The 17,032-nt window shown below is 72.0% G+C and carries 15 protein-coding genes; 11 read left to right on the top strand and 4 right to left on the bottom strand.

The window, feature by feature from the left end; genetic code table 11:
* The first annotated feature begins 43 nt into the window (after window positions 1-43).
* The 7 genes from E0504_RS34060 to E0504_RS34030 all read left to right on the top strand — a co-directional run bounded on the left by E0504_RS34060 (window position 44) and on the right by E0504_RS34030 (window position 7,953).
* Entirely contained in the window at window positions 44-1,516 is a 1,473-nt protein-coding gene (locus E0504_RS34060; protein WP_020463114.1) for a helix-turn-helix domain-containing protein, read from the top strand.
* Between the two features lie 10 nt (window positions 1,517-1,526).
* Window positions 1,527-2,516 carry an NAD-dependent epimerase/dehydratase family protein gene (locus E0504_RS34055; protein ID WP_131626603.1) on the top strand — a complete coding sequence of 330 codons (990 nt, stop codon included), beginning with the start codon at window positions 1,527-1,529 and terminating at the stop codon, window positions 2,514-2,516.
* Window positions 2,517-2,722: 206 nt separating this feature from the next.
* Window positions 2,723-3,094 (top strand): hypothetical protein, encoded by a 372-nt coding sequence (locus E0504_RS34050; protein WP_041254866.1) that lies wholly within the window; start codon window positions 2,723-2,725, stop codon window positions 3,092-3,094.
* 380 nt (window positions 3,095-3,474) lie between these two features.
* Window positions 3,475-3,912 carry a hypothetical protein gene (locus E0504_RS34045; protein WP_020463117.1) on the top strand — a complete coding sequence of 146 codons (438 nt, stop codon included), beginning with the start codon at window positions 3,475-3,477 and terminating at the stop codon, window positions 3,910-3,912.
* A 69-nt stretch (window positions 3,913-3,981) separates the two neighbouring features.
* Window positions 3,982-6,207: an ABC transporter permease gene (locus tag E0504_RS34040; RefSeq protein ID WP_112108462.1), complete on the top strand. Its 2,226-nt coding sequence runs from the start codon at window positions 3,982-3,984 to the stop codon at window positions 6,205-6,207.
* Window positions 6,204-7,055 carry an ABC transporter ATP-binding protein gene (locus E0504_RS34035; protein ID WP_071060414.1) on the top strand — a complete coding sequence of 284 codons (852 nt, stop codon included), beginning with the start codon at window positions 6,204-6,206 and terminating at the stop codon, window positions 7,053-7,055. Before E0504_RS34040 ends, E0504_RS34035 begins: the two co-directional genes overlap by 4 nt.
* Before the next feature lie 40 nt (window positions 7,056-7,095).
* Window positions 7,096-7,953: an ABC transporter ATP-binding protein gene (locus E0504_RS34030; protein ID WP_112108461.1), complete on the top strand. Its 858-nt coding sequence runs from the start codon at window positions 7,096-7,098 to the stop codon at window positions 7,951-7,953.
* Between the two features lie 95 nt (window positions 7,954-8,048).
* Here E0504_RS34030 and E0504_RS34025 read toward each other — a convergent pair whose 3' ends face one another.
* The gene (locus E0504_RS34025) at window positions 8,049-9,392 is read right to left on the bottom strand and encodes an ABC transporter substrate-binding protein (protein ID WP_112108467.1); all 1,344 of its coding nucleotides are present in this window, start codon (window positions 9,390-9,392) and stop codon (window positions 8,049-8,051) included.
* A gap of 114 nt (window positions 9,393-9,506) precedes the next feature.
* Entirely contained in the window at window positions 9,507-10,922 is a 1,416-nt protein-coding gene (locus E0504_RS34020; RefSeq protein ID WP_131626602.1) for a hypothetical protein, read from the bottom strand.
* A 215-nt stretch (window positions 10,923-11,137) separates the two neighbouring features.
* Here E0504_RS34020 and E0504_RS34015 point away from each other — a divergent pair, with 215 nt between their 5' ends.
* Both E0504_RS34015 and E0504_RS34010 read left to right on the top strand, forming a co-directional pair.
* Complete coding sequence (locus E0504_RS34015) at window positions 11,138-11,611, top strand: hypothetical protein (RefSeq protein ID WP_020463123.1); 474 nt, start codon at window positions 11,138-11,140, stop codon at window positions 11,609-11,611.
* Window positions 11,612-11,934: 323 nt separating this feature from the next.
* Window positions 11,935-12,588 (top strand): ABC transporter ATP-binding protein, encoded by a 654-nt coding sequence (locus tag E0504_RS34010; protein ID WP_235014686.1) that lies wholly within the window; start codon window positions 11,935-11,937, stop codon window positions 12,586-12,588.
* Between the two features lie 2 nt (window positions 12,589-12,590).
* Here E0504_RS34010 and speB read toward each other — a convergent pair whose 3' ends face one another.
* On the bottom strand, window positions 12,591-13,694 hold the full coding sequence (gene speB, locus E0504_RS34005) for an agmatinase (protein WP_373693966.1): 1,104 nt from the start codon (window positions 13,692-13,694) through the stop codon (window positions 12,591-12,593).
* A gap of 421 nt (window positions 13,695-14,115) precedes the next feature.
* On the opposite strand from speB, the gene E0504_RS34000 reads away from it, so the two are divergent.
* Window positions 14,116-14,490 carry a DUF2752 domain-containing protein gene (locus E0504_RS34000; RefSeq protein ID WP_112108458.1) on the top strand — a complete coding sequence of 125 codons (375 nt, stop codon included), beginning with the start codon at window positions 14,116-14,118 and terminating at the stop codon, window positions 14,488-14,490.
* 7 nt (window positions 14,491-14,497) lie between these two features.
* On the opposite strand, the gene E0504_RS33995 is transcribed toward E0504_RS34000, so the two are convergent.
* Window positions 14,498-15,442 carry an RNA methyltransferase gene (locus E0504_RS33995; protein ID WP_131626600.1) on the bottom strand — a complete coding sequence of 315 codons (945 nt, stop codon included), beginning with the start codon at window positions 15,440-15,442 and terminating at the stop codon, window positions 14,498-14,500.
* Between the two features lie 35 nt (window positions 15,443-15,477).
* On the opposite strand from E0504_RS33995, the gene E0504_RS33990 reads away from it, so the two are divergent.
* Entirely contained in the window at window positions 15,478-17,019 is a 1,542-nt protein-coding gene (locus E0504_RS33990; RefSeq protein ID WP_373693965.1) for an 8-oxoguanine deaminase, read from the top strand.
* The last annotated feature ends 13 nt before the right edge of the window (window positions 17,020-17,032 follow it).

Below are 17,032 nucleotides of genomic sequence, written 5' to 3'. Positions count from 1 at the left end.
TGCTCACTTCGCGTTACTCCGACGCCGGACGAGAGGACAGCGGGTGACTGGACAAACCTGGCTGTGGACCCCCCCGCGACCAACTCCAACAAGCGTTGGAATTGGATCGCTGCTACGGGCGTACCGGCAGGCCCATGGCCTGACCCAGCAGCAACTCGCCGATCTCCTCGGCTTCGACCAGTCCTATGTGTCGAAGGTCGAGAGCGGGCGGCGGGCGATCCACGACATCTCCACGCTGCGCCACATCGCACGCAACCTCGGTCTGTCACCCGAGGACGTCGGACTCGCCCCGGGCGGTCTGGCCGACCGGCGTCGTGAGCCACCGCGCGGCTCCGCGGTCGAGAAGGTCGCCGGCAGCCAGCGCGCCTGGCGGCTGACCCGGGACCACCTGAACCACCACCGGATCAGCCTGGCCCGCGCCGCGGCCCGGCTCTACCCGGAGGCCTACCGTCTCGGCAACGGGCTGCTGGCCCGTCCCGGCTGGGTGTGGGACACCCCGGTGGACATCAACGACATCGGCCTGCGCTGGGAGCAGTCGGCGGGCGAGCCGGCGATCACCGGCGCCGAGCCGGAGGCCGACGCCACCCGCCCGCTGGTCGGCGACGGCGGCGCGCAGTCGCGTTACCAGCGCTACACCCGGGCGATGCGCGACCTCGACCGGCCGACCCTGTTCGAGAACCGGCTCAGCTTCCGGCTGCTGGACGTCGCCGAGGCCGAGGGTGCCCCCCCTACCCTCACCTTCGGCCACACCACCTACTTCGACGCCGTCGACGTCTGCGAGACCGTGGCGCACGAGACCGCGGCGGCGATGATGGGCGGCGAGCTCGCCTGGCCCGCGCTGCCGTTCCGGCGCCGCATCGGCGATCCGTTCGACCTCGCCGGGCGGGTCGCGCTGCCCTCCATCAACACCCTGACGATCCGGCTCGACCGGGGCAGCGCCAGCTTCGTCCTGCACCGGCGCAGCGCCGGCTCGGTGGCGACGGCGGGCGGGGTGTACCACGTGCTGCCCGCGGGGGTGTTCCAGCCGTCCGGGATCACCCCGTTCCACCACGAGGCCGACTTCGACCTGTGGCGCAACGTCATGCGCGAGCTCAGCGAGGAACTGCTGGGTAACGCCGAGCACGACGGCAGCTCGTCCCGGCCGATCGACTACGACACCGACGAGCCGTTCCGCTCCTTCGAGCAGGCGCGCCGCGCGGGCACGCTGCGGGTCTTCTGCTTCGGCATGGGCCTCGACGCGCTCACCCTGTTCGGCGAGATCCTCACCGTCCTGGTCGTGGAGGCCGACACGTTCGACACGCTGTTCGCCGACATGGTCCGGACGAACGCCGAGGGGTCGGTCGTCTCGACGGGGCCGGGCCGGCAGGCGCACGAGGGGATCCCGTTCACCCAGGCCTCCCTGCGCCGGCTCGTCGACACCGAGCCGCTCGCTCCCTCCGCCGCCGCCTGCCTGGAGCTCGCCTGGCGCCACCGGGAGACCCTCCTGCCCGGGTTGCGCATGCGGGCATCGGTCTGATCAGGCCGCTGTGCGCATCCTCGTCACCGGCGCGTCCGGGTTCGTCGGCGGCGTCACCGCCGACCTGCTCGCGGCCGCCGGCCACCAGGTGACCGCGCTCGTCCGGGACGCGACGGCCCGGACAAGGCTGTCGAGGGTGATCGAGGTGGTCCAGGCCGACCTGCTCGAACCACGCCAGCTCGCCGCGGCGGGCGTCAGCCGCGGGTTCGACGGGGTGTGCCACCTCGCCGCTCTGACCAGGGTGCGGGAGTCCCGCGAGACGCCGCTGCGGTACTTCGCGGCGAACGTCACGGGCACGACCAACCTGCTGGCGGCCCTCGACGCGGGCACCCGGGCCACCGGGGTGGCCCCGCGGTTCGTCTTCGGCTCGAGCTGCGCCGTCTACGGGGACACGGGTACCTCACCGATCCCGGAGACACGCGCACCCGCGCCGACGAATCCCTACGGCGCCTCGAAACTCGCCGCGGAGCAGGCGGTGGCCTACCAGGCCGCCACCGGGCGGCTGGGCGCCGTCGTGCTGCGCTCGTTCAACGTCGCGGGGGCGGTCGGCTCGCACGCCGACCGGGACAGCAGCCGGATCATCCCGGCCGCGCTCGGCGTCGCAACGGGCCGGCGCGACGCCTTCCGGGTGAACGGTGACGGCGCGTCGATCCGCGAGTACGTCCACGTCGTCGACATGGCGCGGGCGTACCTGACCGCGCTGCGGGCGACCGTGCCGGGCCGCTGCACCGTCTACAACGTCGGCAGCGGCCTCGGCGTGAGCGTCACCGACGTGCTGCGGACGGTGGAGAGCGTGACGGGCCGGGACGTGCCGCGGGTGACCCTGCCCCCGGTGCCCGAACCCAGAGCGCTCATCGCCGACAGCCGCCGGATCCGGGCCGACCTGGGCTGGACCTCTCCGTCCTCGACCATCGAGAAGATCGTCGCGGATGCCTGGCGCTCGACGGCGGTGCCCGAGCCGGTCGCGGCGCGGCGCGGCGACGTCCCGATCGTCTCGTGACGGCGGTGTCCGTCGGACCGTCAGCGATTTCGGCGGGGCTTTCGCCGGTATGCCCGATCGGCTCCGGGCCGGCGTGACACGATGACTGCGGCCGAAGCCCGGCCGATGCCGGTCCAGGCACCGGCCGCAGCGCAGGGAGTTACGTGACCGCGAGCGGGAGAGGACGGTCCGGGCTACGGGCCGTCCCCGGCCGGAGAGGGGAGCAGGTGAGCCGTCCCTTCCATGTCTACGACTACGAGGGTGAGCACCTCGGGTCGTTCGCGACCTGGGACCTGGCGCACGAATGGGCGCACCTGCAGGCGATGCTGAACGGCGTGCCCACGCCGCTTCAGGTCGAGGACAGGTCGACCACCGGCCGGCGCCGGGTGTGGGCGGACCGCTGCGAGCCGCTCGACGGCCCGATAGGCGGTGGCGCCCTCGGCGGCGGCCTGCTCGACGACGACCTGACCGGTGGCGACGTGCTCGCCGGGGGGCCGTGCTCGGCGGCGGCCACCCCGGTGTTCGCGCCGCCGCTCCCGCGCCAGCCCAGCGAGCCCGCCGACAGCGGTCTCGCCGAGGCCGGTCTCGCCGAGGGCTGAGGCTCACCGGGCTCACACCGGCCCGGTCCCTGGCCGGCACTTTCGGGCCATCTCCACCAACGGTCACGCATGGGTCGCCGTCCGCCCGGAAAAAAACACCGGACGGACGGTGACCGGTTGCCGACAGATGTCTGGTGGGTAGGCCTCGATAAGGCGGATTGAAGCGGGACATATCCTCCCAGGGTGGTATCCGCGTGGATGCCGCGTGCCCGCCAACACCTGGCCGGGAACTGCCCTCGCCCAACCTGACACTCCACCTGGTGAGCTCCGCGCACTAATCTGGCGGCTGTCGTCGGGGATTCACAGCGAGGCACGCTGGACGTGCCCCGCGGCGCGTCATGGCGACGGGCACAGCCGACACGCTCCTTGGGGGAGACGAAGTGGACGAGCAGACCGCAGCCGCCGCCGGAGCGCGACCTACGTCGCGCCTCGTCGTCGATGTCGTGCGAGCGCTGCGGGGGTGGGTGGTCGCGGCGGCGGGCGGAGTCCTGCTACTGGGGTGCTACCTGGGGGTCTCCAAGGAGACCGACGTGGCCTACCAGCTGCCGTACGTCGTGTCCGGCGGTTTCGGCGGGCTTGCGCTCGTCCTTGTGGGCAGCGCCCTGCTGATCGCCGACCGGGTCGACGCGACGCAGGCCGCGCAGAACCGGCTCGCCGGCCAGGTCGACGACCTGCACACGCTGATCATCGCGGCCGCCGCCAGCGGCGCGGCGAACGGGGAGCACACCGGCGCAGGCGGCCACCCCGGTCAGCCCGCCATGTCGAACCACACCGGCGCCACCGAGATCAGCACCGCCGCGCCCGGCCAGCGGTACTGAGCGGGCCCGGGGCGACACCATGGGCACTGAAACCATGGGCACCGTCGACACCCTTCCCGGGGTGACCGGATGACCAGTATCGATCTTGCTCTCGCCGGCATCTCCATCGGGGCCATCGCAGCCCTCTCCGGCATCGGGCTGCTGGTCACCTACCGCACCAACGGCGTTCTCAACCTCGCGCAGGGCGGAATCGCGACCCTGGTCGCGTACGTGTTCCGCGAGATGGTCGTCGAGTGGGACCTGCCGATCTGGCTGGCCGCGGTGATCGCCCTCGGCATCCTCTCCCCCGGCATCGGGCTTCTACTCGAACGGCTCGTGTTCCGCCCGCTCGCCCGTCGACGCGCCTCCGCCGCCGAGTCGCTGGTCGCAAGCCTCGGCGTCCTGGTCCTCACGCTCGGCATGACGGCCGGCATCTGGGGCCTGGGCTCCCGCAGCGACGCGCCGAGCATCTTCCCGAACGAGTCGGTCACGATCTTCGGTGACACCCGCATCGGCGTCGACGCCCTGGCCGAGCTGGCCATGGTCGTCGCGTTCTGCATCGTGCTCGGGCTCATCGCGGCGAAGACGAAGTTCGGCCGCCAGATCCGGGCCGTCGTCGACGACCGCCAGCTCGCCGAGCTCTCCGGCGTGCCCGCCGACCGGGTCGCCGCGGCCGGGTGGGCGCTGGGCACCACGATGGCCGGCCTCACCGGCATCCTGCTGGCGCCCCGGTTCCAGCTCAACCCGTACGGGCTGACCCTGCTCGTCCTGGAGACGTTCGCCGTCGTCGTGGCCGCCCGGCTGTCGAGCATGCCGGTGGCGGTGCTGACCGCGCTGGGCATCGCCGTCCTGCAGAGCGAGCTCAAGCAGTTCACCCTCGAGGGTGACGCCGGCCAGATCCTCATCGTTCTGCAGTCCAACCTGTTCATCTTCGCGCTGCTGGTGCTGCTGCTCGTGGTACCCAAGCTGCGCGAGCTGGGCAACGGCGACTCCGGCTCGACCGGGAGCTTCTCCAGCCGGGGCGCTCCCCCCGCCGGCCCGGTCAGCCGGCACGAGGCCCGGCGCGACATCCTCGGCAAGCTCGGCGGTGCCGCGCTGCTACTGGCCCCGCTGACCTTCGCCCCGGCCGACCTGCGCTCGGCGTTCATGGTGCCCGCCCTGGCCCTGATCTTCCTCTCGCTGGTGATCCTCACCGGCTACAGCGGCCAGCTCTCCCTCGGCGTCGCCGGCTACGCGGGCCTGGGCGCCCTGCTCACCCTCAAGCTCGCCAACGGCGATCTGTTCGGCATCCCGGCGATCCCCGGCATGTGGGCGATGTTCCTGGGCGCGCTGCTGGTCGCGCCGATCGGGCTGATCACCGGATGGCCGGCGATCCGTCGGCGCGGGCTGACCCTCGCGCTGACGACCTTCGCGGTCGGCGCGGTCGTGAGCCGCTTCGTCTTCGAGCAGCCGACCTTCGCGACCGGACTGTACGTCGACCCGCTGACGTTCTTCGGCTCCGAACTGACCGACGAGGCCTTCTACATCTTCGAGCTGGTCTGCCTGGCCGTCGGCCTGCTGGTTGTGCGCAACCTGCACCACGGCCGGCTCGGCCGGGCCCTGCTCGCCGTCCGCGACCACACCGAGGGCGCCGCGGCGGTCGGGGTGGACGTCCGCAACCTCAAACTGCTCGCGTTCACCGTCTCCTCGGTCGTGGCCGGCCTCGGCGGCGGGCTGTTGACCTTCAGCTCCTCCTCGTTCGCGGCGGACGACTTCGCGCCGCTGCAGAGCCTGCTGTGGTTCACCGCCGTGATCGTCTTCGGTGCCGACAGCGCCGCCGGGGCGATCATCGCGGCGGCGTTCATCGTCACCATCGACGTGCTGGCCCCGGCCGGCTCGTCGATCCTCGCGGTCGGCATCCTCGCCCTGGCGCTGGGCTGGATGCCCGGCGGCCTCGCGTCCGCGGTCCGGGCCGGCTTCGCGCTGGTCGCCCGCACGCTGGCCGACGAGTTCGTCCCCGCGCCGCAGCCCACCCGCCATGCCAGCGCCCGTCTCGCCGCGGGCGGCGCCGCGGGCCACGTGCCCGGTGTCCCGGGCGCCGGCGGCGGAGCGGCTCTCGGCGAGCTGCGGATCGTGCTGCCGCCGGGAGCACCGGCACCGACCGCCTTCGGCGCGGCGCTGCTGAGCGCGGTCGCCGCACACGCCGCCCGCACCGGGCTGAGCCTGGACGCGCTGCCGAGCGCCCGCACGGCGGCGGACGACTCCACAGACGGCCGGGAGCTGGTCGGGCACCGACCGCACCTGCCCGGATACCCGGTCGAGAGAGGCGCGTCATGAGCCGCGACGATCTGCGGGCCCGTGGCCTGGTCCGCCGCTACGGCGGGCTGACGGCCGTCGAGCATGTCGACATGGACGTGCCCAGCGGCCAGGTCACCGGCCTCATCGGCCCGAACGGCGCCGGCAAGTCCACCCTGTTCAGCCTGCTCACCGGCGTCGAGCAGCCCGACGAGGGCCGCGTGCACCTCGGCCGGCGCGACATCACCAAGATGCGCCCGGACGCCCGCTCCCGGCGCGGCCTGGTGCAGACCTTCCAGGTGCCCTCGCTGTTCCCGAGCCTCACCGTCGCCGACAACCTGCTCGTCGCCGCGGAGAACCGGCGCCGCGACTACGCGGGCGGCCTGCTCGGGATGGGCTCACGCGGCCGGGGGAACGCGCTCGGGGTCGTCGAGGAGGTCCTGGGCTCACTCGGGCTCGAGGACATCCGCGGGACCGTCGCCGGAACGCTGCCCACTGGCGCGCTGCGGCTCGTCGAGTTCGCCCGCGCGCTGTGCGCCCGTCCCGACGTGCTGCTGCTGGACGAGCCGGCGAGCGGGCTCGACGCCGCCGAGACCGAGAAGCTGTCGGTGCTGGTCCGCCGGATCGCCGACGACGGCGTGGCGATCCTGCTCGTCGACCACGACGTGGACCTGGTGTTCCGCGTCGTCGACCGGGTCTACGCGATGGTCGGCGGCCGCGTGGTCGCCGAGGGCGCACCGGAGACGGTCCGCGACGACCCGACCGTCCGCTCGGTGTACCTGGCGCAGGGGCCGCTGACCTCGCAGGCGACGACCTCCCTCGGGCCGGGCGTCGCCGCGGCCGGTTCGCCGGCGGCCGGCTCCCAGGCCATGTCTTCGGCCGGGCGATGATCCGCCCGCCGCACCACTACCGCGCCCTCCTGGAGAACCGGTGACCTCCCACAGCGACCCCGACCGGTACGGGCAACACGGGCAGCTCGGCGGCGTCGGCCGGTTCGAGCCCGCCGGCCCGCCCTCGCAGCGCGGCCCGCAGTCCGGCCCGTCCGCCGGCATCGGACAGCAGGCCGACGCGGGTGAGCTGCCGGCTGACGGTGAGCTGCCGGCCGTCGAGCTGAGGCTGGAGAACGCACGGGCCGGGTACCGGACCATCGAGGTGCTGCACGGCATCACCATGGCGATTCCCTCTGGCGCGGTGACGGCGCTGCTCGGCGCGAACGGCGCGGGCAAGAGCACGACCCTGCGGGTCATCGCCGGGCTCATCCCCCTGCGCAGCGGCGCGCTCTCCTGGCGCGACGAGCAGATCACGAAGATGACCACGGTGAACCGGGCGCGGCGCGGGCTGATGCTGGTCCCGGACGAGCGCGCCGTGTTCGCGACGCTGTCCGTCCGCGACAACCTGCAGATCATCGCCGAGGCGAGCGGGAACCCGGACATCTCGCCCGCTCTGGATGCCTTCCCCCGGCTCCGGGAGCGGCTGGGCCAGCGGGCCGGATCGATGTCGGGCGGTGAGCGCCGGATGCTGGCGCTGGCCCGCGCCCTGCTGGCGCGCCCGTCCGTGCTCATGGTGGACGAGCTGTCGCTCGGCCTGTCCCCGAAGGTCGCCAGCGAGCTGTTCGCCTGGCTGGGCACGGTCGCCGACGCCGGCACGACCGTGATCCTGGCCGACCAGTACACCGAGGAGGCGCTCGCCCTCGCCGACATGGTGTACGTGCTGCACCGTGGTGAGGTCACCTTCGCCGGCACACCGGCGGAACTCGGCGCGAGCGAACTGCTCGCCGCCGGCGCCTGATCCTCTTCTGACCCTGCCGACCCTGCCGACCCTGCCGGCTCTCCGGGTGCGGGTCCGGGGCCGTCCGGAGTGCTTCCGGACGGCCCCGGCCGGCGTCAGGCCGCCGGGTACGGCAGGTTGCGCACCGTGAAGCAGGTGCTGTTCAAGGCACCGCTCTGGGTGACCCAACCGCCCTTGCCGCCGTTCGCCGAATCCTGCCAGCGGGCGACGTTCACGCAGTTCTTCGACTCCGCCGGCGCCTGGGCCAGCTTGCTGAAGCCGCGCGGGATGAGCAGCCCGTCACCGTCGTAGGGCTCGGAGCGGTTCATGAACTTCTCGACGCACGCACGGGTCAGATCCGCCCCGCAGGACTCCATCGCGTCGCCCAGCCACTGCGCCGAGGCGTAGCCCTCGAGCATCCACTGGTTCATCTTCGCGACGCGGTCCGCCGGCACGTGCGCCGCCACCGCGTCCCGGAACGCCTTGACCGCGGGGATCGACTCGTCGGAGAAGGTCGCCGACGTGCTGGTCGCGAAGATGGTGTTCCGGCACTGCGGCGAGTTCGCGTAGATCTGCGCGATGTTGCCCGCCATGCCCTGCGCGGTGGTCACCTTCGCCTGCACGGTCAGGTCCTGGCGCTGCATCGCCTGGCAGAGCTGGCTGTTGCCACCGTCGTCCATCGCGTCGAAGACGACCTGGGCGCCGCGCCGCTTCATGTCCTGCACGGCGGCGTCCCAGTTCGGCGCGCCGAGGTTGATCTGCTCCTCGATGACCTCGTAACCCTCGGCGCGCAGGCCGTCGGCGATCGAGGTCGCGTAGCGCTGTGACGGGGCGACGTTGTAGTAGACGACACCGGCCACCCGGGCGCCGAGCTTCTCCTTGAACCAGCGGTAGTTCTCGGTGCCCGCGTACAGCGTCCCGTCGAAGCCCGGCCGGCGGCCGTCCCGCGGGTAGTAGCTGCCGTAGATCGAGTACAGGTGCGGGTACTGGTCGTACGCCGCGGACACCGGCTGGCCGCCGATGTCCGGCACACCCTTCGAGTTCACGTACTGGGCGCCGGCGTAGTCGAAGGCCGTCACCCCGGCGAGCGCGAACACCTCGTCGTCGTCGATCAGCTGGCGCACGCAGGCGACGTTGCCGTCGCCGGAGCCCTTGTCGTCGCAGTCGACCACGTCGATCTTGCGACCGTTGATCCCGCCGCGCGCGTTGAGCGCCTCGAAGTAGGCGGTCGCGCCGTAGAGCGAGGCGGAGAACGTGTCAGGGCCGAGGCCGCTACTCAGCCCCGCGATGACACCCACCTTGATCTCGGTCGGCGACACCCCGGTGTCGGATGCGGTGTTGGTCGACGTGCCACCGGTCGGCGCGTTGTCGGACGAACCGGAATCACTCGCGCGGCTACCGCAGGCAACAAGAGCCAACGACGACAGCACGACGGCAGCGACGAGCGATCTCGCTCGCATGAACATGCACTCCTCATGATTGGTGGATGACGCTCGCGCACAACGAGCTCCGCACGGACCCCGCGCGTCAGGCTACCGACAGCGAACATGTCGCCACCGGCAGCAAACTGCTTGTCATCCGGTGCCGCGCACGAACAGCCGGCGCCACCACGTTCGCCGAACCGCGGGCGCGGTCGGGCCGGCCTGTGCCACCGGATCCGCTCCGGACGACGGGTTCTCCCCCTCCGCGGGATCGGCCGCGGCGGGTTCCTGGACGGCATGCGCGGACCGGTCGTCCACGGGCGCGTCCCCGGCGGCAAGGCCAGGACCCGCCGCCATGTCAGGCCGCGAACGATCAGTCCGCGGCGATGAAGCCTGCGCGTCTCCGGTGGACGGGGTGGCGAAAGCGAGGATCTCGGGCTCCGTCTGGGCCACGCGTGGCGACGGCACCGCGGCTGCCGCCACGCTGGTGATCGCCGCGACCGCCTCGTCCAGCGCCGCCATCGCCTTACCCAGCGCCGCGACGGGATCCTCGTCCCGTGCCACGGCGCCCGCCGCGATCACGTCGGTGGCACCGTTCAGGCCTGTGACGGGCGCGTCGTTCGCGACGGGCGCGCCGTCGGCCGCGGTGAGACCGGTCGCGTGCGCTCCGAGTTCGACGGGACGGGCAACCACCGGCTCGGTGACCTCGACAACCGGCGCGACCTCGTCGATCATCACCGGTATGGTCACCACCGCCGCGACCACTTCAGCCGGACCTGTGACCTCCACCTCGGCGGCAGCATCGACCGCGACCTCGGCGACCTCGACCTCGGCGGCGGCGGCGGCGTGAGCCTCGACAGCACCGACTTCTTCAGCGGCTGCCTCGACCTCAACAGCCTCAACCTGCGCAGCGTGGACCTCGACAGCGTCGGCTTCATCCGAGGCCGCCTCGTTCAAGGCCGCCCCGTTCAAGGCCGCCCCGTCCGCGTCGACCGCTGAGGCTTCGGCCGGCGCCGGCTCCGCGGGGACCACTGGCTCCGCCAATTCCGCGGATGCCGTCGGCACCACGGCTTCGGTCACCGGCGGCACGGCCAGCGGCGACACGGCCAGCGGAGCTTCGGCCACAGGCGGCTCCGTCGACGGCACCTCGACGTCGGGCTCCGCCACGGCCGCCACCGGGCCTGGCATCTCGGTCACGGCTGCCGGTGCCGCGACGTCCATGACCGGTTCGGGCTCGGCGACCGGCTCGGGCTCGGCAGGCGGATCGGCGGCGGCGACCGCGGCCGGCGCGGGGTTCGGCGGATCGAGGGGCGGGGCGGGCTCCGGCGCGGGTGTGGGCGGGCCGGTTCGCTCGTGTGTCGCGGCATTCTCGGGGACGTCCACGAGACGATTGACGATCAGCCCGCCAGGACCCGGCGATCGGTCCAACCGGCCCTGCGCAGCGAGCCGGCGGCACACCTGGTTCACCGTTGCGCGATTGGCGCTGATCGCCGCGGCCAGACTGCCGTCGTCCAGACCGTCGGGAATGCGCGCGAGCTGCCCGAGAATCCGCTCAGCAACAGTAGCCACATTTGGGGACGCTATACGGTATTGCCGCGGCTTCCGTCAGCGGGGGTGGGCGACCGGCCGGGCTACTCGTCGGATGACCCGGTTAGCCCACTCGCTCCCGGGAAGGGCCATGGTCAGAGACTGCGCGGGTGGCGACCGGCCACCCACGCTCCGCCGTTCATGGAGCAGCCGTTCACGGAACAACTCGGCCGTTCACGCCGGAACAGGAGGCAGCGATGACATGGCCCGCCTCGGACCCCGAACAGCCCGACCGGGACGTCCGCGATCCCATGGACGGCAACAGCCCGCTGGAACGAGCCGAGATCACCGACAGCGACGACCTCGGATCCACAGACGCCGGACTCGATCCCCTCGACGACAGCTGGGATCCACCGGACCGGCCGAGTAGGCTGATCAGCAATCCGATCACCCCGCGGGAAGAACGCGCCTCGTCCTTCGACCGGCAGCTCGCCGCCGAGATCCCGGACCCGGATCCCTACGCCGAGGCCGAAAGGAACGGCTCCGGCTCGGCAGACGGTCCCGATATCTACCCCGATGGACCATCCGGCGATTCCGAGTTCGACGACTCGGGGCTCGATCAGGTCGTGGAGAGCACCGACGGCGCCCATCGCGCGCACACGCCGACCGACCACGAGGCGTGGCGACGCACCGCGGAAGAGGACGCGCTCCACCTCGATCCCCGTTCCTGAGCCCGGGCGTTACCGCATCGACGTTCCGGACGTCCGTTCACACGCCGATACCGCCCGGATGTTCCCAAGCTCGTTACCCGGAGGACGTTCCCGCGCCGCGCCACCCCCGATCAATCACCTGCCGCCCAACAGCACTCCATCCGCAGGCGCTCGACATCCCGTGGATTACGGGGCGGCCGGTCGCATCCCGCGCCGGGGTGAGACTGTCGTTCCCGCCCGGTACGCACCACGGCGGGCCGGGAGATCTGGGGGTGAGCATGGCGGACAGTGGTCGTCGGGGCGGACAGATCGAAATGGTCGGGCTGAGCCGACGGTTCGGGGACGTGGCTGCCGTTGACGGCGTCGATCTGACGGTCCGGGCGGGCGAGTACTTCTGCCTTCTCGGTCCGTCCGGATGCGGCAAGACCACGGCCCTCCGGCTGATCTCGGGACTCGACGAACCGTCGTCCGGGCATGTTCGTCTTGACGGCGAGGACCTCGCCGACATGCCGGCCCACCGCCGCCCCGTCAACGCGGTCTTCGGCGGCTACGCCCTGTTCCCCTTCCTGGACGTCGCCGCGAACGTCGCCTTCGGCCTGCGGCACGCGCGGGGCGTCACCATGCCGGGCCGGGCCGGGACCTCGGCGCGGGTCCGCTCCGCCCTCGCCGTCGTCCAGATGTCGGAGTACGCCCGCCGCCGCCCGCCCCAGCTCTCCGCCGAGCAGCAGCAACGGGTCGTGCTGGCCCGGGCGCTGGTGCTGCGCCCCAGGGTGCTGCTGCTGGACGACCCCCTCGGCTCCCAGGACGAACGGCTGCGCCGCGCCCTGCGCGACGAGCTCAAGGCGTTGCAACGACAGGTCGGGGTGACCGTGCTGCACGCCACCGTCGACCGGGAGGAGGCCCTGGCGCTGTCCGACCGCCTGGCCGTGATGCGCGGCGGACGGATCCTCCAGGTAGGCACGGCCGGTGAACTCCACCAGGAACCGACAGCCGCCTGAGTTCAAGACCCAGCTTTCATCTCCGGGAGCCCCGCGGGAAGGTCCGCCGTCCCACCGGCCGCGCTACGGCGGCGATGCGCCAACGCCGCGAAAATCTCCATCGCGACCCGGTGCGCGCTGTTCACCGTCGTCTCCGCGTGGTCGTACGGAGGCGAGACCTCGACGATGTCCGCGGCGACGATCGGCGTGTCCAGCGCGATCTGCCGCACGGCCCGCAGCAGGTCGGCCGGGTTCATGCCGCCCGGCTCGGGGGTGCCCGTCCCAGGCGCGAACCCCGGGTCGAGGACGTCGATGTCGACCGACAGGTAGAGCGCGCGGCAGCCGTCCACCGCCTGCGCGATCGCCTCGGCGACCACCTCGCGGCTCCCCCGCTCCCAGATCTCGTGCATCAGGTGCCAGCGCATACCCTGCTCGCGCATCCACGCGAACACGTCCGGCGAAGGCCAGTACCCGCGCAGCCCCACCTGGACGAAGTTGCGCCCGCGCACCGCCCCCGACTCGATGAGCCGCCGCATGGGCGTCCCGTGCGAGGCCAGGTTCCCGTCGATGATGTCGGCCGTGTCGGCGTGGGCGTCGAAGTGCAGCAGGCCGACCTCACCCCAGCCCACCGCCTCGGCGACCCCGCTCGCCGCCGGCCAGGTGATCGAGTGGTCCCCCCCGATGATCACTGGGATGACGCCGAGCCGCGCGACGTCGCCGACCTTCGCCCGGATGTTGCGATGTGAGACCTCGGTCAGCCCGTGCGGGCAGTGCGCGTCCCCCGCGTCAACGACGTCCAGCCAGTCGAAGATCTCTATACCAAGATCAAGATGATATGTGCCAGGGTTGTACGCCTGAGCGCGCAGCGCCCGCGGGCCGAAACGCGCGCCCGGCCGGTGCGTGGTCGCGATGTCGAACGGAGCCCCGACCACAGCGACATCGGGCCGGCGCGCCCGAAGATCGTCGATTCCCGGCATCCAGGGCAGACCGGCGAAGGTCGCCAGGCCGGAGTATCCCGGGGCGTCCGCGCCGGGATCGTCCGCTCCCTCGGCCCGCGCCGCGTACGGCGGCACCGGACCGGCGCTCCCCCGCCCGCGTGCCACGTCCCGATCGCCGGCCTGTGCCATGCACATCACTCCGCTCCGCCGCCGCACCCGGCTGCCGCTGCCACTCCCGACCACTCCCGACGCCGCCTGCCTCCAGCATCCTCCGCGGACGTCAACGGGGCCGCCGCAACGGCCGGCGGACGGTGCGCCGGAGAAGTGTGCCCTCGTCTACGCTCGGCTGGTGGGAACCCGTGCGCCACGCTCCATCAGAGCGAGGCGCTCCGCGTCAGCGCCCTCCACACCGGCGCCCTCCACACCGGCGCCGTCCGCACCAAGGCCCGCCGCGCAGGCCCCATCCAACCCGGCTCGATCCGAACCGGCTCGATCCGAACCGGCTCGATCCGAACCGGCCCTCACGGTCGGCCGTCGGTACCGATCCGGAAGGCCGTTAGCGCCGCACCTGAACCGGTCACCTCGGGCGCGGCTGGCGGGGTTCAGCGCCGTGGGCGCGTTGGCGGTCGGCGTGTGCGTCCGCGTCTACCTGGTCGACCCGGCCGAGCCGGGGCACTATCCGAGCTGCCCCTTCCGGGCCCTCACAACCTGGGACTGCCCAGGCTGCGGGACTCTACGCGGACTGCACCAGCTCCTGCACGGCCATCCGACCGCCGCCGCCGACCACAACCTGTTCTTCGTCCTCGCCGCGCCCGGTCTCGCCCTCGGCTGGCTGATCGCGATGGCACGATGCGCGGGATGGCGCCGTCGGGTTCCCAGCCTCCCGCCCCGCCTGTTGCCGCTGTTGCCTGCGTTGATCGCCGTCTTCTGGGCCGTCAGGAATCTTCCCGGGCCGGTGGGAAGCTGGCTGGCGTCGTCGGCCTGAGCGGTCGTCACGGGCGGACGCCCAACACATAACAGGCGATTGCCGCCGTCGCCGCCACGTTCAGCGAATCCACGCCGTGGGCCATCGGAATCCGAACCCGCCGGGTCGCCGTGGCCAGGACCTCGCTGGTCAGGCCCTGGCCTTCCGTCCCCAGTAACAGAGCGACGCGATCACCGGGACCGGCCGTTGCGACCGCCAGTTCGTCAGCGTCGGACGCGGGCGTCAGCGCGAGCACCTCGAACCCAGCCTCACCGAGCAGGGACAACGCTCCCGGCCACGGATCAAGCCGGGCGTAGGGAACCGCGAAGACCTCGCCCATCGACACCCGCACGGAGCGCCGGTAGAGCGGATCCGCGCACCGCGGGCTCAGCATGACCGCGTCCATGCCGAGCCCGGCCGCCGACCGGAAGATCGCGCCGAGATTGGTGTGGCTGACCAGGTCCTCACAGACCAGCACGCGCCTCGCGACGCGGAGCAGTTCCACGGGGTTGAGCAGCGGACGACGGCACATCGACGCCAGCGCACCCCGGTGCACCTCAAAGCCGGTGATCTGCGCAAGCACGGCTGGCCCCGCAACATAGACCGGCGCCTCATGGTGGTCCGGCCGCTCGCGACCGTTGTGCTCGTCATCCCCGGCAGATTCGCGATGCCCGCCGTGCCCGCCGTGCGTCGGCGTGGACCAGAAACGCTCCGGAACTCCCCCCAGCCGCGCCGGCGAGACCAGAACCGAGCGCGGCCGGTATCCCGCCCGTAGCGCGCGGTCGATCACCCTCTCGCCCTCCGCGATGAACAACCCCTCCGCGGGTTCACGCCGCCGGCGCAGCGCCACGTCGGTCAGCGCCACATAGTCCTCAACCCGGGGATCGGCAGGGTCGTCGATCGCCACGATCCGCCGCTCGCGCTCCTCAAGCACGCCGGACCCGTCCAACACGCCACCCGCCCCACATGTCATCCGTGTGTAACGCCGGAACAGCAGAATCAGCGCCTATGACCGCATCCGGCTCCGTGACCAGCAGCCCAGGCGGCCCAGCCAGGCCAAGCGGCACGGCCGCGGCTGGCGACGCAACGGCGGGGCAACGCCCGGATCATCTTCCTGTCGATCTCCTGGTGATCGGCGCGGAGCTTGTCGCCACGGTCGATGCCGACCGCCGAGAGATCCCAGGCGGCTGGGTAGCAATCACCGACGGCCTCGTCAGCTCCCTCGGCGGCCCGGCGGAGACACCCCCGACCGCGACCCGGACCCTGCGTGCCGACGGCTGTCTCATAACGCCGGGCCTGGTGAACACACATCATCACATCTACCAGAACCTCACCCGTTCCTTCGCTCCGGCACTCGGCGGCACCCTTTTCACCTGGCTGACCACGCTCTATCCACTCTGGTCACGGCTGGACGAAGAGGCCGTCCACACCTCGGCCTACGTGGGCCTGACCGAACTGGCACTCGGCGGCTGCACGACATCAACAGACCACCTCTACGTGCACCCGCGCGGTGGCGGCGATCTCATCTCCGCCGAGATCGCGGCAGCCCGGACCCTCGGCATGCGGTTCCACCCGACCCGCGGCTCGATGTCGCTTTCGGTCAAGGACGGCGGGCTCCCTCCTGACTCTGTCGTCCAGGACGCGGATGAGATCCTCGCCGACTCCGCCCGGCTTGTGGCCCAGCATCACGACCCGTCCCACGGCGCGATGGTGCGGATCGCCCTGGCCCCCTGTTCGCCGTTCTCCGTCAGTCCGGAACTCATGCGGGCCACCGCGGAACTGGCCGAGTCCTTGGACGTCCGGCTACACACGCATCTCGCCGAGGACCCTGAGGAGGACGACTACTGCCTGGCGGTGTTCGGACGGCGTCCGATCGACCAGTTCGCGGAGGTTGGCTGGGGCGGCGACCGGGCGTGGGTCGCGCACTGCATCTGCCCCAATGACGAGGAGGTCGAGCAGCTCGGCAGGTGGGGCACAGGGGTGGCCCACTGCCCGAGCAGCAACATGATTCTCGGCGGCGGCCTCGCGCCCGTGGCCGAGCTCCGCTCGGCCGGCGCCCCGGTCGGCCTGGGCTGCGACGGGTCGTCATCCGCCGACTCCGCCTCGCTGTGGTTGGAGGCTCGTACCGCCATGCTGTTGGGCCGGCTGCGACACGGCGCCGCGGCGATGTCCGCCCGGGACGCACTGGAGATCGCCACCCGGGGCGGCGCAGGCTGTCTCGGCAGGACCGGTGAGATCGGTGAGCTCTCCGTCGGGTCTGTCGGCGACCTCGTCGTCTGGCCGTTGGACGGGGTCGCGTACGCGGGAGCACTCTCCGATCCGATCGACGCCTGGCTGCGTTGTGGGCCCACAGCGGCCCGGCACACGATCGTGGCCGGCAGGCTGGTGGTGGAGAACGGAGTGCCGGTTCATCCTGATCTCGACGAGATGCTCGTCCGGCACCGCCGGATCGCCGGCGGCATCCAAGCGGCGTTCGACGATGCGGGCATCGATCCGACCGTTCCCATCAATACCGGCGGCGACAGCGTCGGGGCGGCAAAATCACATTGAGCATTCTGGCCCA

The organism is Parafrankia sp. BMG5.11 (assembly GCF_004337455.1).
The sequence above is the reverse complement of the archived record's forward strand: the minus strand, read 5'-3'. Positions and strand labels throughout refer to the sequence as shown.

Bases quoted from the DNA above. Each gene is read 5' to 3' on its own strand.
- E0504_RS33990 (WP_373693965.1), top strand. From the start codon at position 15,478: ATGACCGCATCCGGCTCCGTGACCAGCAGCCCAGGCGGCCCAGCCAGG.
- E0504_RS34040 (WP_112108462.1), top strand. From the start codon at position 3,982: ATGACCAGTATCGATCTTGCTCTCGCCGGCATCTCCATCGGGGCCATC.
- speB (WP_373693966.1), bottom strand. From the start codon at position 13,694: ATGGCACAGGCCGGCGATCGGGACGTGGCACGCGGGCGGGGGAGCGCC.
- E0504_RS34015 (WP_020463123.1), top strand. From the start codon at position 11,138: ATGACATGGCCCGCCTCGGACCCCGAACAGCCCGACCGGGACGTCCGC.
- E0504_RS34035 (WP_071060414.1), top strand. From the start codon at position 6,204: ATGAGCCGCGACGATCTGCGGGCCCGTGGCCTGGTCCGCCGCTACGGC.
- E0504_RS33995 (WP_131626600.1), bottom strand. From the start codon at position 15,442: ATGACATGTGGGGCGGGTGGCGTGTTGGACGGGTCCGGCGTGCTTGAG.
- E0504_RS34025 (WP_112108467.1), bottom strand. From the start codon at position 9,392: ATGCGAGCGAGATCGCTCGTCGCTGCCGTCGTGCTGTCGTCGTTGGCT.